Annotated in this window: 15 protein-coding genes; all 15 read right to left on the minus strand. The window is 33.4% G+C overall.

Translation table 11 applies throughout. From position 1 onward, the window contains the following. Window positions 1-92: 92 nt before the first annotated feature. Window positions 93-824: a triose-phosphate isomerase gene (gene tpiA, locus X929_RS05605; protein WP_103067055.1), complete on the minus strand. Its 732-nt coding sequence runs from the start codon at window positions 822-824 to the stop codon at window positions 93-95. A gap of 35 nt (window positions 825-859) precedes the next feature. Beyond that, window positions 860-2,059, minus strand: a complete 1,200-nt coding sequence (pgk, locus tag X929_RS05610) for a phosphoglycerate kinase (protein WP_103067056.1) — start codon at window positions 2,057-2,059, stop codon at window positions 860-862. A gap of 70 nt (window positions 2,060-2,129) precedes the next feature. After that, window positions 2,130-3,134: a type I glyceraldehyde-3-phosphate dehydrogenase gene (gap, locus tag X929_RS05615; RefSeq protein WP_103067057.1), complete on the minus strand. Its 1,005-nt coding sequence runs from the start codon at window positions 3,132-3,134 to the stop codon at window positions 2,130-2,132. A gap of 98 nt (window positions 3,135-3,232) precedes the next feature. Next, window positions 3,233-3,619 (minus strand): YbaB/EbfC family nucleoid-associated protein, encoded by a 387-nt coding sequence (locus X929_RS05620; RefSeq protein ID WP_103067058.1) that lies wholly within the window; start codon window positions 3,617-3,619, stop codon window positions 3,233-3,235. Between the two features lie 18 nt (window positions 3,620-3,637). Next, window positions 3,638-4,822, minus strand: a complete 1,185-nt coding sequence (locus X929_RS05625) for a vWA domain-containing protein (RefSeq protein ID WP_103067059.1) — start codon at window positions 4,820-4,822, stop codon at window positions 3,638-3,640. 1 nt (window position 4,823) lies between these two features. After that, a complete protein-coding gene (locus tag X929_RS05630; protein ID WP_103067060.1) occupies window positions 4,824-5,906 on the minus strand; it encodes an AAA family ATPase in 1,083 nt (360 codons plus the stop codon). A gap of 36 nt (window positions 5,907-5,942) precedes the next feature. Further along, window positions 5,943-7,193, minus strand: a complete 1,251-nt coding sequence (locus tag X929_RS05635; protein ID WP_103067061.1) for a hypothetical protein — start codon at window positions 7,191-7,193, stop codon at window positions 5,943-5,945. Window positions 7,194-7,220: 27 nt separating this feature from the next. Further along, window positions 7,221-8,657 (minus strand): Rne/Rng family ribonuclease, encoded by a 1,437-nt coding sequence (locus X929_RS05640; protein WP_245858663.1) that lies wholly within the window; start codon window positions 8,655-8,657, stop codon window positions 7,221-7,223. A gap of 7 nt (window positions 8,658-8,664) precedes the next feature. Continuing rightward, window positions 8,665-9,240 (minus strand): aminoacyl-tRNA hydrolase, encoded by a 576-nt coding sequence (pth, locus tag X929_RS05645; RefSeq protein WP_103067063.1) that lies wholly within the window; start codon window positions 9,238-9,240, stop codon window positions 8,665-8,667. A gap of 3 nt (window positions 9,241-9,243) precedes the next feature. Further along, window positions 9,244-9,906: a 50S ribosomal protein L25 gene (locus X929_RS05650; protein WP_103067064.1), complete on the minus strand. Its 663-nt coding sequence runs from the start codon at window positions 9,904-9,906 to the stop codon at window positions 9,244-9,246. Between the two features lie 181 nt (window positions 9,907-10,087). Continuing rightward, the gene (locus tag X929_RS05655; RefSeq protein WP_103067065.1) at window positions 10,088-11,038 is read right to left on the minus strand and encodes a ribose-phosphate pyrophosphokinase; all 951 of its coding nucleotides are present in this window, start codon (window positions 11,036-11,038) and stop codon (window positions 10,088-10,090) included. A 2-nt stretch (window positions 11,039-11,040) separates the two neighbouring features. Then, on the minus strand, window positions 11,041-12,396 hold the full coding sequence (glmU, locus tag X929_RS05660) for a bifunctional UDP-N-acetylglucosamine diphosphorylase/glucosamine-1-phosphate N-acetyltransferase GlmU (RefSeq protein ID WP_103067066.1): 1,356 nt from the start codon (window positions 12,394-12,396) through the stop codon (window positions 11,041-11,043). Between the two features lie 349 nt (window positions 12,397-12,745). Further along, entirely contained in the window at window positions 12,746-13,318 is a 573-nt protein-coding gene (ruvA, locus tag X929_RS05665; RefSeq protein ID WP_103067067.1) for a Holliday junction branch migration protein RuvA, read from the minus strand. 24 nt (window positions 13,319-13,342) lie between these two features. After that, complete coding sequence (locus X929_RS05670; RefSeq protein WP_103067068.1) at window positions 13,343-14,659, minus strand: bifunctional folylpolyglutamate synthase/dihydrofolate synthase; 1,317 nt, start codon at window positions 14,657-14,659, stop codon at window positions 13,343-13,345. Next, complete coding sequence (locus X929_RS05675; RefSeq protein ID WP_103067069.1) at window positions 14,660-17,284, minus strand: valine--tRNA ligase; 2,625 nt, start codon at window positions 17,282-17,284, stop codon at window positions 14,660-14,662. Window positions 17,285-17,319: the final 35 nt, after the last annotated feature.

The following is a 17,319-nucleotide window of genomic DNA, read 5'->3' on the forward strand; positions in this document are numbered from 1 at the left end:
AATTTTCGTAAAATCTGACAATTAAAATTCCTATCATCTATTATTTTAACATAAAAACCAAAAAATGTAAAAAAACCACCCTGAAGGGTGGTTTATTCGATAATTTCTTTCATAATTTTTGCAAGTTCCACGAAATCTTCTGTTAATGAGGCGCCTCCAACTAAACCGCCGTCTATATCCGTTTTACCAAAAAGACCCAAATAATTGTTTGGTTTTATACTCCCACCGTACAGTATAGTAGTGTTTTTGGCAAATTCTTCGTTGAAGATATTTTTCAAAAGATCTCTAATAAACTTATGAACTTCTTGGGCTTGGTTAGGGGTTGCAACTTTTCCTGTTCCAATTGCCCATACTGGTTCATAGGCGATGATAATTTTACTTGCCTCTTCTTGAGTCAAACCATAAAAAGCTTCTTTAATCTGTTTTTCTACAACATTGAAAGTTAAACCTTTTTCACGTTCTTCTAATTTTTCACCTACACACAATATGGGTGTTAATCCAGATACTATAACTTTTTTGAGTTTTTTATTTATGAGTTCATCGTTTTCTTGAAAGATGTGCCTTCTTTCAGAATGACCAAGAATTACATATTCTACTCCAATATCTTTCAGCATATTAACTGAGATTTCGCCTGTGTATGCACCTTTATCTTCATAAAAAGCATTTTGGGCACCTACTTTTATGTTTGAGCCACTTGTGATATCGCAAATCTTTTCAAGAGCTGTGAAAGGAGGACAAACAATAACTTCAAACTTATCCTCAGTTCTTATCTGTCCAATAAGTTTTGAGACAAATTCAGCTGCCTCTGTATTTGTCTTGTTCATCTTCCAATTTCCTGCGAGAATAAATTTTCTTTCATTCAGTTTTTTTTTTCATTTATTGAAGCGATACCCGGCAATTCTTTACCTTCTAAAAACTCTAAAGAAGCGCCTCCGCCAGTTGAAACGTGGGAAAATTCGCTAGCCAAACCAAATTTTTCAGCAGCAGCTGCAGAATCTCCTCCACCTATAATACTTATACAACCTTTTTTAGTTACTTCTGCGATCGCTTTTGCTACCTCTTTTGTACCGAAAGCAAAATCATCTATTTCAAAAACTCCCATAGGGCCGTTCCAAACGATTGTTTTTGCATCAGAAATTTTTTCTTTAAATAATGAAACGGTTTCGGCTCCAATATCTAAGCCCATCCAACCTTCAGGAATTCCATCATCCATTTTCACAGTTTTCTTTTCAACACCTGCTTCTATTTTTTGGGCGATAACAGTATCAACAGGTAAAACAATCTCAACGTCCTTTGCTTTTGCGTTTTCTAATATGTCTTTTGCAACATCGAGTTTGTCTTCTTCCACCAACGAAGAACCAACATTTTTATCTAAGGCTTTTAAGAAGGTAAACATCATCGCTCCGCCGATCAAGATCTTATCAGCTTTATTTAATAAATTATTTATTACCCCTATTTTGTCGGATACTTTAGCGCCACCCAGGATTACTACATACGGTTTTTCAGGGTTTTCAACAGCTTTTTGCAAAAATTCTATCTCTTTTTCCATCAAAAATCCTGCAACACTTGGGATATAGTTTGCAATTCCAACATTTGAAGCGTGCGCTCTATGAGCCGTTCCAAATGCATCATTAACATGAAGATCGGCTAAAGATGCCCAATATTTTGCTAGTTCGGGATCGTTTTTTGTTTCACCTTTTTCAAATCTTGTATTTTCAAGTAGTAAAACTTCACCATCCTTTAATTCTGCAAGGGATTTTTCAACTTTGGGTCCCCTGGTTTCATCTACAAAATAAACTTTATTACTCAACAACTCACCTAATCTATCAGCTACAGGTTTTAGAGAAAATTGAGGGTCCTTTTCACCTTTGGGACGTCCTAGGTGAGATAACAATATTACTTTTGCTCCTTTGTCCAAAGTATACTGAATTGTGTCCAGAGCAGCTTTAATTCTGGTTTCATCGGTTATCTTTCCATCTTTTATAGGAACGTTGAAATCAACTCTCATTATGACCTTTTTACCTTTTAACTCAACGTCTTTTATAGTTAACTTTTTCATATTGACACCCCCTATATTCACATTTATTTTAAAGAAAAAGGGGATTTCCTCCCCTTTTTACTATATGAAATTACAACATCTTAGCCAGCTTTTCAGTCAATTTTACAACGGTTGCTGAATATCCATTTTCGTTGTCGTACCATGCACACACTTTCACAAAAGTTCCATCCATTACATTTGTTAATGTAGCATCGAATATTCCTGCAACAGTTGAGCCAACTATATCAGAAGATACAATTGGTTCTTCGTTGTATCCAAAGATACCTTTCAATTCGTTTTCAACGGCATCTTTTATCATTTTATTTACTTCTTCAACGGTTGTTGGTTTTTCTACTTCAACGGTTAAATCTGTGATAGATCCATCTGGAGTAGGAACTCTCAAAGCCATTCCATCTAATTTACCTTTGAGTTCTGGAATTACTAATCCAACGGCCTTTGCAGCTCCGGTTGTTGTTGGGATGATATTAAGAGAAGCGGCTCTTGCTCTTCTCAAATCTTTATGAGGTAAATCTAAAACCCTTTGATCGTTTGTGAATGAATGAACGGTGGTTAGCAAACCTCTTTTAATTTTTAATTTGTCGTTTAGAACCTTTATAACGGGTGCAATTGAGTTTGTTGTACAAGATGCGTTTGAAACAACTTCCATCTGTGGTGTGAGGATATCGTCATTTACTCCCATAACTATTGTTGCATCTACTTCACCTTTTGCTGGAGCGGTTATTATAACTTTCTTAGCACCAGCCTTTAGGTGTGCGGAAGCCTTTTCTTTATTTACGAAAACACCTGTAGATTCAATAACTATTGAGACCCCTAAATCAGCCCATGGAAGATTGCTTGGATCTTTTTCTGCGAAAACCTTGATCTCTTTTCCATTGACCTTTAAACCATTATCAACTATCTCAACAGTTCCTTTGAATGTTCCATGAACTGAGTCGTATTTTAAAAGTGTCCCTAAGGTTTTTGAATCTGTAAGATCGTTTATTGCGACTACCTCAAAGTTTGGGTTTTCAACCAACTGTCTAAAAACTAATCTACCTATTCTTCCAAAACCATTAATACCTATTTTAACTGCCACTTATACAACACCTCCTGATAAATTGTTTGTTATTTTTTTCTCTTACTTCTATTGTACATTTAAAATTATGCTTTTTTGAAAAGAAAAAGTTAATTTTTTTAAACTCCAAAGTTTGGCAGAGTTCCTAAAAACTTCTGTGAAATCTCGTCAGTCTTTTCCTCTTTAAGTTTAGCAGCCTTTTCTATAGCTTCATTTGAAGCAGCTATGATAAGATCTTTTAGAGTGTCTATGTCTTCATCTTCAACTTCTTCAGATATAACAATATCTTTTATTCGCATATCGCACGTTGCTACAACCTTTACTACTCCACCACCTGAGGTGGCTTCTACTTCAACGTTGGATAACTCTTCATCTAACTTATCTAGTTCCTCCTGCATTTCAACTTGGGCCCTTTGAGCTTCTTGAAGCATTTTGTTCATGTTGTTTTTGCTGCCAGTTTTTTTGGAAAGAGATCTGCCTCCTAAACTTTTCATTTTTTTGGCCATAAATACTCCTCCTAACGGTTAGCTTATAATTGCAACACTGTTCTTTCCATAATATTCTATCACATTATTTAAAAATTCAGGGTTGTGTTTTTTTGATAAGATAAAGAGAATCCTTCTTCGCACATTTGGTACTTCAACCCAACCATCCGTAAATATGATTATGCCTTCTGGTCTTAAATTTTCCTCAACGTAATCAACTGCAGGTTGCATGTCAGTTGAACCTTTGCCTTTCAAAACTAGTTCTTTCCAGTTTCCTTTGTGATAGGTCATGATATTTTGGATATGGCTATCTGCTTGGATTAAAGTGACTTTTCCCCCAAGATTTTTTGAAATATTTTCTACTTCACTGAAAAATGCATTATATTCTTCTTCTATGATGGAACCACTAGTGTCGATTATTATTGCAATATTTGGCCCCATTTTTGATCTCCAACCTGGTTGATCCTCGTATCTTCGATTTGGTCTCATTAGAGTCCTGTATTTTTCAACAACTATAGAACTACCAAAAAATCTTCTTAACATTGTTTCCCAGTTAAAGAAAGGCTTTGTTACCATAAGAGAAACCGCCAATTCAATGCCATCTGGAAGATTTTTTTTGCTTTTATCGTAGGCTTTTGTAATGAACTCACTTACGATGTCAAAAGCCATTTCTTCGGGAATTTCTGATGAAAAGTCGTGTGAGTCGAGATTAGTCTCTCTTTTTTCTAGTATTTCTTCTAAATCGAGCATCTTGTTTTTTTCAAATAAATCCATTATATATTTGTAGTATTCTTCAGCCGTTTTATTTAAAAGGTTTATAGGAGCGGTAACAAAAAAGAATTCGTTGTCTGGAGCGTGTCCTTCAACTACCATTACATCTAGTGGTACCGCAAACACATCTAATTCTCTGATATATTGGTTTACCGCTGCATCCATAGCTAAATCCCAAATACCTCTTTCCCTTTTATTTTTAGGTTTTATGAATATATGACCAAATATTATGTGATAAATTTCATGTTTTAAAATTCCTTTGGTTAATATTAAACCAATATTTTTTAAACGGTTTGGATTGTACAATAATCTAAATTTCCCTTGAGGTGTTATTGAAACCTTTATAGTTCTTACAGAAGTGGTTGGCATGGAATCAAAATTCATCCTCAAGTAAGAGAAAAATAAGCTTTCTTTCTCTAGTTCAATCCAAGCGTTTTGAAGTATATCATCCATTCTAAATTCCTTCCATCCAAGTGGAATCTCCTAGTTTAATGGCAATTTCTTCCAAAAGTTTGTCATAAAAAGCCTTTTTTAATCCTTTATTTCTTTCTACCATCTCGTTTAAAAATCTTAATACAGAAAACATAGCATCCTTAGGGACAAACTCACTTATGTTCTTTATATTTTCAGCAATTGTTTTTTCATATCCATCTGATAATAATTTTTCCATTTCTTCCTCATTTAGTGACTCAAAATAATTATTTATTCTTAAAATAAGACTTACCTTTTCTTCATTGGCCAATTTCTTAATTCTTTCTAGATTTTTCCCTTCAATTAGTAAATCTTTCGGGTTAGGTAGTTCAACTTTATTTTCTAAATGAGACAAGAAAGTCCTTGCTGCTTCCGATCCAACTATTGATGCAGCAATGACGTAACCATATTTTTCCATATCATTTTCAGATAAATTAGACAGAACGTTAGATAATTTATACCAACTCCTGGGACTAGGCCTTAAATTGAGTCTCATAGATACTATATTATCAGAAGAAAGATATTCAGGATATTCTTTGATAAAAGAAATAACTTCGCTCTTTACTTGTTCTTGAGTAGACCAGTTAACCCAATCATCAACATCAGGTGACAACTCTAAATGAAAAAATCTGGACATAAAAGCAGGATCGGTTATCAAATCTACTTGATCGTACTCTTCATCGGGAGGGTTAGCGGCTCCCATGATCCATGCTCCAGACGGTAATACATGATTATGTATTCTTCTGTCTATCAATAACTGCATGATCGCATTTCTTATAGACCTGTGTGCCCTGTTTATTTCGTCGATCATTATTATTACTTCATCTTTATTTGGCCACCAGTCAGGTTTTAAAAAAACAGTTTTTTCTGAGTCTCTCGAGGGTAGTCCAATCAGATCTCCAGGTTCCATCTGAGAAATGATCAATATGATCAATTCTCTTCCAGTCTCTTTTGCTATTTCCTTAGCGATATCCGTTTTACCTACACCAAAATGTCCCCATAAGAGAGGTATTTCTCCAGAAGTCATAATTTTTTTTGATAGGTATTTTACAGTGGATGGTTTCAATTGTTATATTCTCCTTTCGTTGATACTGATTTAGATTTATGGTTTTTCTTTTTGGCGTATTGAGTACGATGAATCAGTTTTTATTATTAGAGGATAAATCTCATTATTTGAATCTTTTACTTGTCCTGTACCTAAAATTTCCCCTGCTGGTAATATTTCGAAAGAATATATTAATTCTTGTTCGTTAGTGCCATAAATTTTTTGTTCAATTAATACCCCGTTGGGATTTATAATTCTTAAAAACAGATCATAATTCGGCCAATTATCAACACAAACTCCCATCAAGTAAATTTGATTGTTATAAACTTTTAATTCTTCCACTCGAGAAAGTGATTTTATCGCTAACGTTTCAAAGTATTCAACTTCGAGAGTATCTTTTTGTTCAAGATCTTTTGATATCTTCATTATAAAACCTTTCCACTCTAGTTCATTGAGGGTAGTAATGTATCCACCTATATATATGTTCCCTTCATTATCTTGAACTATACTATTTGGATTTTCGTGGAAGGTAGTATACCCATATTCATCTGAAAACAGTAAAATTCCTTCTCTACTATATACTAATATTAATAAATCGTTTTGTTTTTGTGGATTAGAATTAGATGTACCTACCGTTATAATTCTATTATTATCGATTACTAAATCAACAATTCTTTCTTCTCTATCTCTTCCATATGTGTTTTCCCAAATTTTCTTTCCCGAAAGGTTTACTTCAGAGATATACGCTTGACTATTAGTATTTTCTATTACCCATCCTCCAACGACATAACTTCCTGAGGTGTTTTTTATTGTGCTTAATGCTCCCTGATAATTTATAACAAGAGACCAGTTTGTTTCTCCGGTCTTTGAGATATTTAAAATATAAGGTTTACCGTTTTTTTGTCCCACGAAAGTGAAGGTATTATTGAAAAAAACGAAATCGTTTATACGTACTTGGCCGCTTTCTATGAATATTTCTTTTCTTATACTACCTTCTTCGTCCAAGAAGTATAAAAAGTATTGGTTCCCTTTAACTGCTATAGAAACATATTCATTATTACTTATTTGACTTATTTTTGTTAAGTATGTCCCTTTTTCATCAATCTTTTTGAAGAAAGATTGACTGTTGGTTGATCTAAGTTCTTGAGTATCTGAAAGATACCTTATTAAAGGCTCTTCTTGGCTAACATAGGTACTACTTAAAAAATCAACTGTATCGTTGGTTTTTGAATTAGTAAGGTATATTCCAGAGACGAAAAAAAAGATAGAGAGAGAAATTATTGCAAAAAACAATATTTGCTTTAACATAGATGTCACCACTTTCTTTTAAACAAATCATTTTTTGTATTTAATGCCATAAGAATTAGGGTTTTGCCAGTTAAAAGACACCTCTAATTTTACTTTTAACTGTTTTTCCAGTTCTTCCGTTAAAGATGGTGTTAAATAGCCAGAAAGATTATGAAATGCATTAATTTCTATTATTTTTACTTTTTCTTTTTTTATTTCCTTGGCCGAGGACAATAATTCTTTTATCAATCTCCCATGTACTAGGGAAGGAGCTATGATTTTACCGGTTCCATGGCATAATGGACATTGGGAATACACGTTGGTATCCAAAGGTTGTGTAGTTCTTTTTCTAATAATTTCTAAAAGTCCCATGTTTGTGAACCCTAATATGGTAACTTTTGATTTATCTTTTTTTGCTTCTTCTTTAAGAATATTGATAATAGTTTTTTTATGTGAAGGGTCTTTCATATCTATAAAATCTACAACGATCATTCCTCCAATATTTCTTAATTTCAATTGTCGGACTATTTCTTTGGCTGCTTCCATGTTTGTAATAAACGAAGTTTCCTCAATATTCTTTCCTTCCAAATTTCCAGCAGAATCTACATCAATGGCGGTTAAAGCTTCTGCTCTATCTAAAGTAATGGTTCCTCCACCTGATAGTTCGATCTTCTTTGTAAAGATTTCTTCCATTTGATGATATACATTATGGGTCTGAAAAACATCCCCTTTAACGTACTCCACTTTGGGTTTTAGTTCAAAGCCTTTCAAACTTTTCTTTAGTTTTCTAACAATTTGTCTGTCGTCTGTGATTATTTTTTTTGTTTTAGAATCCAACCGTTCTCTTAATATGTACTCAAGAAAATCGCTTTCTTCGTATAAAACTCCAGGATTTTTTTGAGATTGAAATCTTTGCAAAATACTATTATACATTTTTCGCATTTCTTTTAATTCCATTTCTACTTCTTTTTCGTCGATTCCTTCAGAATTAGTTCTGAATATAATAGATTCGTTATCCATTAGCATCTTTTTTGCTATCTGTCTCAATCTTGTTCTTTCTTTTTCTTGAAGAATTTTTCTGGATATGCCAATACTTTCCTTAGAATTTGGGATGTATACTAGATATTTACCCGGTAGACTTAATTGCATAGAAAGTTGAGGCCCTTTTCTGGTTCCCCCATCTTTTCTTACCTGGACTAGAATTTTGTCTCCAGCGTTATAATGATTAGGATCATCAAGAACATCTCGATATCTTAGAAAACCATTTTTTCCTAATCCTATATTTACAAAAAAAGCTTCTAAACTTGGAACTTTATTTTCAATTATACCCAAGAAGATTTTCCCCGTATTCTTATCGGTTTCAAAATCCTCGAAAAAAATTTCACATAATTTATCCTCTTCCATTATTGCTATTCTTATTTCTTCAAGAGCTTTACTTACTAACATTGTCTTTTCTTCGTCCATTGCTTTATTTCCTTCCTCCAACTTTGTTCTAAATTATCTTTCCATTAAATTTATTCATTGCTTCGTTTATTCTGCCTTCTAAAATCAAGTCTATTGCAATAGTAACATAGTCTAGAACTTTGTCCAATATAGTCCATTCTTCTTGCGTAAAAGGGTTTAAAACATAATTTGCCAAATTTCCAGATCCATGCTCGTATCCATTGTTGATACCTATTCTTATCCTGGGAAAATCTGTACTTTTTAAAATACCTATAATTGATTTTAATCCATTATGTCCACCATCTGAACCGCTTTTTCTTATACGTATTTCCCCTAAGTTCAACCATATATCATCGTAAATTATTAATAAACTTTCTTCTATTTTACCAAATTTTTTAAAAACATAAGGTAACACTTCTCCACTTGCATTCATGTAAGTTAAAGGTTTGACAAAAATATTGCTTTCTAGAGCAAAGCCTTCAAAATTTCTACCGGATATTTTTTTAATATTCGATATATTTTTTTTGTTTTCTGCATATTTATCTAAAGCTAAAAAACCCACGTTATGCCTTGTAAAAACATAACGCGGGCCAGGATTACCTAAACCTATTACCAAATTTCTCACTGTTTATTCTTCCTTCATGTCTTGAGGAGTTTTTTCTTGTATTACTTCGGGTTCGGTGATTTCTTCCTCTTCAGTTTCTTCGACTACTTCTTCAGCAGCTTTAGGTTCTATAACGCTAATGACAAGCTCTTCATCTTCAATAAGAGCGTCAGCATCTTTTGGGAGAAGATTTTTAATATCTGAAACGGATAAAGATTCACCCATTTTTAACTTAGAAATATCCACCTTTATAGAATCAACTATATCTGAAGGTAGAATAGCTACAGGTATTTCATGAACATAGATGTTCACATAACCACCTTGTGTAACTCCAACAGGTTCTCCTTCAAATTCTAAGGGTATCCTTAAATTCATTTTTCTTCCTTCTTCTGGCACATAAAAATCTACGTGAATTGGTTGGTCTGATACTTTATGCCTTTGAACAGATTTTACAAAGCAAGTGACTTTTTCTTCGGTATCTTCTCCCTTTACATTAAGTTCAATCAAAGTAGTTTCAGAAACTTTTTCTAACATACTTTCCAGTTCTTTATATGGAATATTTATATGTTTGTTTTCCTTTAAAGCTGGCCCGTATACTTCTGCTGGAATTAATTTTTCATTCCTGAATTTTCTTGCCTTGACCTTTGGATCTCTTCTATTAACAACCATTTTGTAAACTGTAGCCATACAATAACCTCCTAAACATTTATCTTTTTACTTTCTTTAGAAACTCTAAAACTTCACATAGCGCCCCTTTGCCCCACTCCCCCCATAAGGATGAAAGAGTTTTTCCCCTTCGTCTTGTTCTCCACCCACAGTGGAAAACAGCTTACGACCTGTAACCTTTTAAAAATCAGTGTATAATTTATCATCTGAAAAGTATACTAACAGATAAATTTTTTCTTATTCTGACTATTGCTTCCCCCAAAAGTTCTGAAGAATTTAATTCAACAAATTTGTCAGGCAATTCCTTATGATATATTGTATCTGTAACAATTATTTTATCAATAATTGAATTTTGCAATTTTTCGACGGCGTTGAGTGACAATATTCCATGTGTAGCGGCAGCGATAATTTTTTTTGCTCCTTTATTATGTAAAGTTTCAGCAGCTGCTACTAAAGATCCACCTGTATCTATTATATCATCGAATATTATACAATTGGCACCCTCTACCTCTCCTATTACATTTATTACTTCTGCAACGTTATCTTTAGGTCTTCTTTTGTCGAGAATAGCTAAAGAACATCCCAATTTTTGGGCAAACTTTCTAGCTCGTTTTACTCCACCAACATCTGGTGAAACTACCACAGTCTCGTGTTGTGTCAATTTCATTTCTTCTAAAAAATATTTTGAAAAAATAGGAAAACTCCAAAGATTATCAACTGGTATATCAAAGAACCCTTGAATTTGCTCGGCATGAAGATCTATCGTCACTACCCTAGTTGCACCTGCTGTTGTAATTAAATTAGCAACAAGCTTTGCAGTAATTGGATCCCTACCCCTTGCTTTTCTATCTTGGCGGGCATACCCAAAGTATGGAATTATAGCAGATATAGATGCAGCGGAAGCCCTTCGCAAAGCATCTATCATTATCAGTAACTCCATGATATTGTTATTTACAGGAGGAGCAATGGATTGAATTATATATACATCAAATCCTCTGACTGTTTCGTTAATTTTTACATTTACTTCACCATCTGCAAAAGTTGATACTTCACAATCTCCCAATCTTGTGCCCATGTATTCTACAATTTTTTTTGCTAAAGGAGTGTTGGAGTTTCCCGCAAACACCTTGAATTGATTCTCGTTAGTTGGCATTTTTATACTCCCTTCTCTACATTTTGTGAGTTCTTTTTTAAAACCCAATTTTCTTTGTTTATTTGACGTGCTCTTCCTAAAGCCAAAGCATTGTCTGGCACGTCTTTTGTTATTACAGACCCCGCCCCTATAAGAGAATTTTTCCCGACATTAACTGGTGCAACTAGAGAGGTGTTACTTCCAATAAATGCTCCATCATCTATAAAAGTCTTGTTCTTTTTTTTACCATCATAGTTGCATGTTATAGTTCCTGCACCAATGTTTACATCTCTTCCAACATAAGTGTCACCTAAATAAGTTAAATGTTGCGCTTTACTATTGCAAGATATTTTGGTTTTCTTAGTTTCAACAAAATTCCCTATTTTAACGTTCTCTTGCAACTCTGTTCCTTCTCTCAGTCTCGAAAAAGGGCCTATTGAAACGTTTTTGTGTATTCTACTTAATTCGCATTCCGATCGAATTATTTTCACATTGTCTTCTATGATACAATCTTTGACCCTGGTTAAAGGGCCTATTTCACAATTTTCTCCAATGGTCGTTTTTCCGTATATAAAAGTTTGAGGGTAAACTATTGTGTCAGGACCAATACTTGCATCGACGGAGATGTAAGTAGAATCTGGATCTTGTATAGTAACCCCATTTAACATATGTTTCTTTAAAATTTCCATTCTTATCTTTTTTTCGGCTTCTGCTAACTGTATTCTATCGTTTATGCCTATAACCTCTATTTCATTTTCTAATTCTACCACACCAACTTTTTCCATATGCCGAAAAACATCAGTCAAATAATATTCTCCTTGGGCATTTTGTGGAGTTATATGGTGCAAGGCTTCTTTTAATTGCTCTCCCTTGTAAACAGCGATCCCTGTATAAACTTCTTTTATTTGCTTTTCAAAAGTATCGGCATCTTTTTCTTCGACTATTTTAACAGATTTATCTTCGTTTTTTATTATGCGTCCATAACCAGTTGGATCATCTAATCTTACTGAGAGTATGGTCGAACTGTTATTATCTTTTAAATGTCTTTCAATAAGAGAATTTAAAGTATTGTAAGAGATAAAAGGAACATCTCCGTAAAGTATCAAGATATCGCTACTATCAAGAAATTTTTCTGCACAGATTACAGCGTGACCAGTTCCTAATCTTTCTTTTTGCTCAAAAATTTTAACATTATCATCTAACAATTCTTTTACCTGATCTTTGCCATTTCCTAGAACTATCCCGATATCGTTGCTTATTTTTTTTGCAATATCTATAACCCAATTTATCATTGGTTTATCCAGAATTTTATGTGCAACTTTTGGGATCTTTGATTTCATTCGTTTTCCTTGCCCAGCGGCAAGTATTAATACTTTTATATCTACCTCCTCCTTTCATACATGGACGTTAAGGGGATTACCCCTTACATCGTTTGCTACGCAAACGAGATTTTGGAAAACAGTTCTAAAGCATCGCAAACAAACCATTTTGCACAATGCTGCAAAAAAGCTTTTTGCATAAAACAGCAAAAGCATAGCAAACGAGATTTTGGAAGACATTTCTAAAGCAACACATCATTTGTAAAGCAAATGATGGTTTGGATATTACTTCAAAAGCACCATGAAAAAACTTTTTGCATAAGGCTGCAAAATGCTTCGCAAATGAGAATGAGGATGTTACTTCTAAAACATTATGAAAATGCTTTTTGCATAAAACGGCAAAAAATAACTACAGCTTTGTAAGGCATTCTTTAATGATCTCTTCCGTTTTCAGATCTTCTAAATCAAGTTGACCTATGACTTTCATAATTTCATATCTTTGAAATCCGAGTGTTTCTAACGCCTCTATTGCTTCTTTTACATTATTATTTCCATACGGTTGAGTATCTACCCCGGTTGAATAGGCGCTGAAAGAATTGGAAAGTTCAGATATTAGTCTTTCTGCTGTTTTCTTACCTATGCCAGGAAGGTTTGAAAGAAGCATTGTGTCTTGGGTGTTTATCATCCGTATAAATTCTTCTGCATCTGTTTTTCTAAGGATTTTTGATGCAATTCTTGGCCCGATCTTTGAAACTTTTTTTAAACTTTCAAACACATCTCTTTCTATTTTATCTTTAAAAATATAAAGTGATGTGTTCCATTCGTTTATTTCAAGGGATGCAAAAAAATCGTATTGGTCACCTTTTTTTAAGTATCTTATAACGTTGTAGGAAGGATATGCTTCCAAAGTTAATGCTCCAATTTTGATCAGAACTTTTTCTTCCTCGAAATCTTCAATGGTAGCGTTGATTTTTCTTATCATAATTATATACCTCAATAAAAATTTCTACAATGCCACTAAATTAGTGGATATTAATTCTTTAATTTTTCCAACTAGATACAAAGAACCAGTAACAAAATAAACATCACTAGTTTCTGATAAAAGTTTATTGAAACCATCCGAAGGGTCTTTTATAAATTCAACATTTTTGGTATACTTTTTAAATTCTTCATATATTAATTCTGGATGTCTTCCCCTTTCAGTAGGGACTGATGTTACAATTATTTTGTCAAAAACTGAAGAGAAAATTTGTGACATTTTTTCGTAATCTTTATCGTCCAATATCCCAATCAAAGCAATTTTTTTCTGGGTAGGAAAGTAAAGATTGATACTTTTTTCTAATTGTTGAGCAGCGGCAAAATTGTGGGCACCATCGAAAACTATCTTTTTACCATTTATTTCTGTGTACTCAAACCTTCCTTCCCAATAAAAGTTTGCCATAGCTTCTCGTACTTTCTCGATAGATAGAACTTTTCCAAATTTTTTCATAAACGCTTCTACTGCTGCCAAGGATGTAGTAACATTTTCCATCTGAAACGTACCATTAGCACCAAAAATCAAATCTTTAATTTCATAATTGAGACTATAATAATCCAACATATTTTTGTTAATAAAATATCTATAGTTGTTAGAATGAAAATCTTTTCCATATTCAAAAATCTTCTCTGCCTTAACTTCTTTAGCTTTATCTAGAATTACTTTCTTTGGACTTTCATCTATATTTCCCAATACCAAAAAATTGTTTTTCTTTATTATACCTGCTTTCTCATAAGCTATCGTTTCAAGAGTATCTCCCAAGGTTTTGATATGGTCTTTGGATATAGAAGTTATTACTGAAATATCAGAATTAAGAATATTAGTAGCATCCAATCTTCCACCTAAACCCACTTCAATGATGCCTACATCTACTTTTTGTTTTTCAAAATACTTAAAAGCCATAGCTGTTGTTATTTCAAAAAATGAAGGTGCGTAATCTTCACCTTTTAGATCCATTTTTCTTATTTCTTCTTCAATTTCATTGTATATATCTACAAATTCTCGTTCAGAAATGTTTTCTCCATTCAACTTTACTCTCTCTGTTAATGAAACCAAATGTGGAGATATAAAAGTACCAACTCTCAATCCATTATATCTTAAAATTTGTGATAAAGCAGTGGTAACACTTCCTTTTCCGTTAGTACCTGTGATGTGTATACTGTTGAAAGAGTTCTGGGGATTTCCTATGCGTTTAGTTAGTTCTTCTATCCTTTCAAGGCCTAACTTTACCTTAAAATTTGCTGCTCCTCTTTGATAAAGATAATCAACTAAATTGGTAAATTCCATTTAACTAATCTCCTTTAAGAGTGCTTGTAATTTTTGATATTTTTTCTCACTTTCTATCAAATCTTCTTTTGTTTTTTCAACTACATCTGGATCGGCCTTTTCTACGAAATTTTTATTCGATAATTTTTTCTTATATACTTCTATATCTTTTGTTAGCTTGTCCAATTTTTTTGTTAATCTTACTTTTTCTGTTTCAATATCTATGTAATCCCCTAAAGGTATGTAAGCTTCTACACTTTCATTCACATAGGCAGTTGCAGATTTAGCCGGTTTCATTTCAGTTTGAGTTATATCTTTCAAAAAAGCTAAATGTTCAATTAAATTTATGTTGTCTTCTATAAAATCATCTTTTTCTGTAATAATTTTGTATTTCAGGTCAACCTTTTGGGTTTGAGGTATATCCATTTCCGCTTTAACGTTTCTTATACCTTTTACTAACTCCATAACCTTTGAGAATATTTTTTCCGCTTTAGGATAAATATTATCCTCGTTTGGCTCTGGCCACTTAGCTTTTACCAATAATTGTGAATCTTTTTCTATAGGCAATTTTTGCCATAGTTCTTCTGATATATAAGGCATAAAAGGGTGCAATAAACGTAATGAAGAATCCAAGACTTGTAAGATAACGTTTTGAACTATCAATTTATCCTTACCACTTGAATTTAACCTGTTTTTTGATGCTTCTATATACCAATCGCATAATTCATTCCAGAAAAAATCATACAGTTTTCTTGCAGCTTGGTCGTAGTTGTAACCTTCTAAATCTTTAGTAATTTCCATTACTGTAGAATTCAATCTAGTTAAAATCCATTTGTCTTCAATTTTTAAATCTTCGTCCTTAAGTACGGTTTTTTCATAGTCTTCCATATTTAAAAGTACAAATCTAGCAGCGTTCCATATTTTATTTGCAAACTTTCTGTAAGCATCAAAGGACCCAACATCTAATTTAATATCTCTTCCTTGAGCAGCTAAGACTGATAAAGTAAATCTAACAGGATCCGTTCCGTATTCGTTAATTACTTCGAGGGGATCTACACCGTTACCTAACGATTTAGACATCTTTCTTCCATATTTGTCTCTTACCAATTGATGCAAGTAAACATCATGAAAGGGCTTCTCACCCATGAATTTTTCTCCCATCATTATCATTCTTGCAACCCAAAAAAAGATTATATCAAATCCAGTTACTAACAAATCGGTTGGATAATATTTTTTCAGATCTTCCGTTTCTTCGGGCCATCCCATGGTAGAAAAGGGCCAAAGAGCAGAAGAAAACCAGGTATCTAATACATCTTCATCTTGTTTTAGATCCGTAGATCCGCATTTTTCACATGTTTTAACGTCTTCCTCGGATACGTTCACATGTCCACAGTTTTGGCAATACCACACAGGTATTCTATGCCCCCACCAAAGTTGCCTTGATATACACCAATCTCTTATTTCATACATCCAGTTAAGATAAACTTTTTTCCATCTTTCAGGGTAAAATTTTATTTCATCATTTTCCACTACTTGTATTGCTTTTTCTGCCAAAGGTTTCATCTTTACAAACCATTGATCCATTAGGAGAGGTTCTATAACGGTACCACATCTGTAACAATGTCCGACTGAATGAGTATAATCCTCCTCTTTTTCTAAAAATCCATTTTTTTTCAAGTCTTCAACGATTCTTTCCCTAGCTATATATCTATCTAATCCAGCGTACTTACCACCGTTTTGGTTTATCTTTGCGCTTTCATCTATAATTTGTATTCTTTCCAAGTTGTGTCTTAAACCAATTTGATAATCATTTGGATCATGGGCAGGTGTAACCTTGACAACGCCTGTACCAAAGTTTGGGTCTACGTACGGGTCTGCAATGATTTTCAATTTCCTACCGACATTTGGTAAAATGGATGTTTTTCCAACTAAATTTTTATACCTTTCATCGGAAGGATTAACAGCAAGTGCTGTATCTCCTAGCATAGTTTCAGGTCTAGTGGTAGCAACAGTTACATAGTTTTGAGTATTTTCAAGAGGATATTTTATATACCAAAGTTTGCCTTTTTCTTCGCTGTGTTCAACCTCGTCATCTGCTAGAACGGTTCCACAAGAAGGACACCAGTTCACTATATACTTTCCTTTGTATATTAAACCTTCGTTGTACAGCGAAACAAAGACCTTTTTTACAGCTTGGTTGAGCCCTTCATCTAAAGTAAATCTTTCTCTGCTCCAATCTACAGAGGCGGCCAATGCTTTTATCTGTTCACGTATATGATTACGATATTTGTTTGCCCAATCCCAAGTAATCTTTAAGAATTCTTCTCTAGTATAATCTTCTTTTCTTTTACCTTCTTCTTTTAAAAGGTACTGTTCAACAACGTGTTGTGTTGCTATGCCTGCATGATCTTCTCCTGGTATCCAAACTGTTTCTTTACCTTTCATTCTATTATATCTTACGGAAATATCCTGAAGAACAATATTCAAAGCATGGCCAATGTGTATTTTTCCGGTAATATTTGGAGGAGGAATGACTATACTGAACTTACCATTTCCTTCTATAGGCTCAAAGGAGTGGGATTCTTCCCAAATTTTATACCATTTATTTTCAAGTTCGTGTGGCATATATCTTTTTCCAATATCCATTAAGGCAACCTCCTAAATTTATGATGAAAGGTGTA

The organism is Petrotoga olearia DSM 13574, from assembly GCF_002895525.1.
GTDB classification, from domain to species: domain Bacteria; phylum Thermotogota; class Thermotogae; order Petrotogales; family Petrotogaceae; genus Petrotoga; species Petrotoga olearia.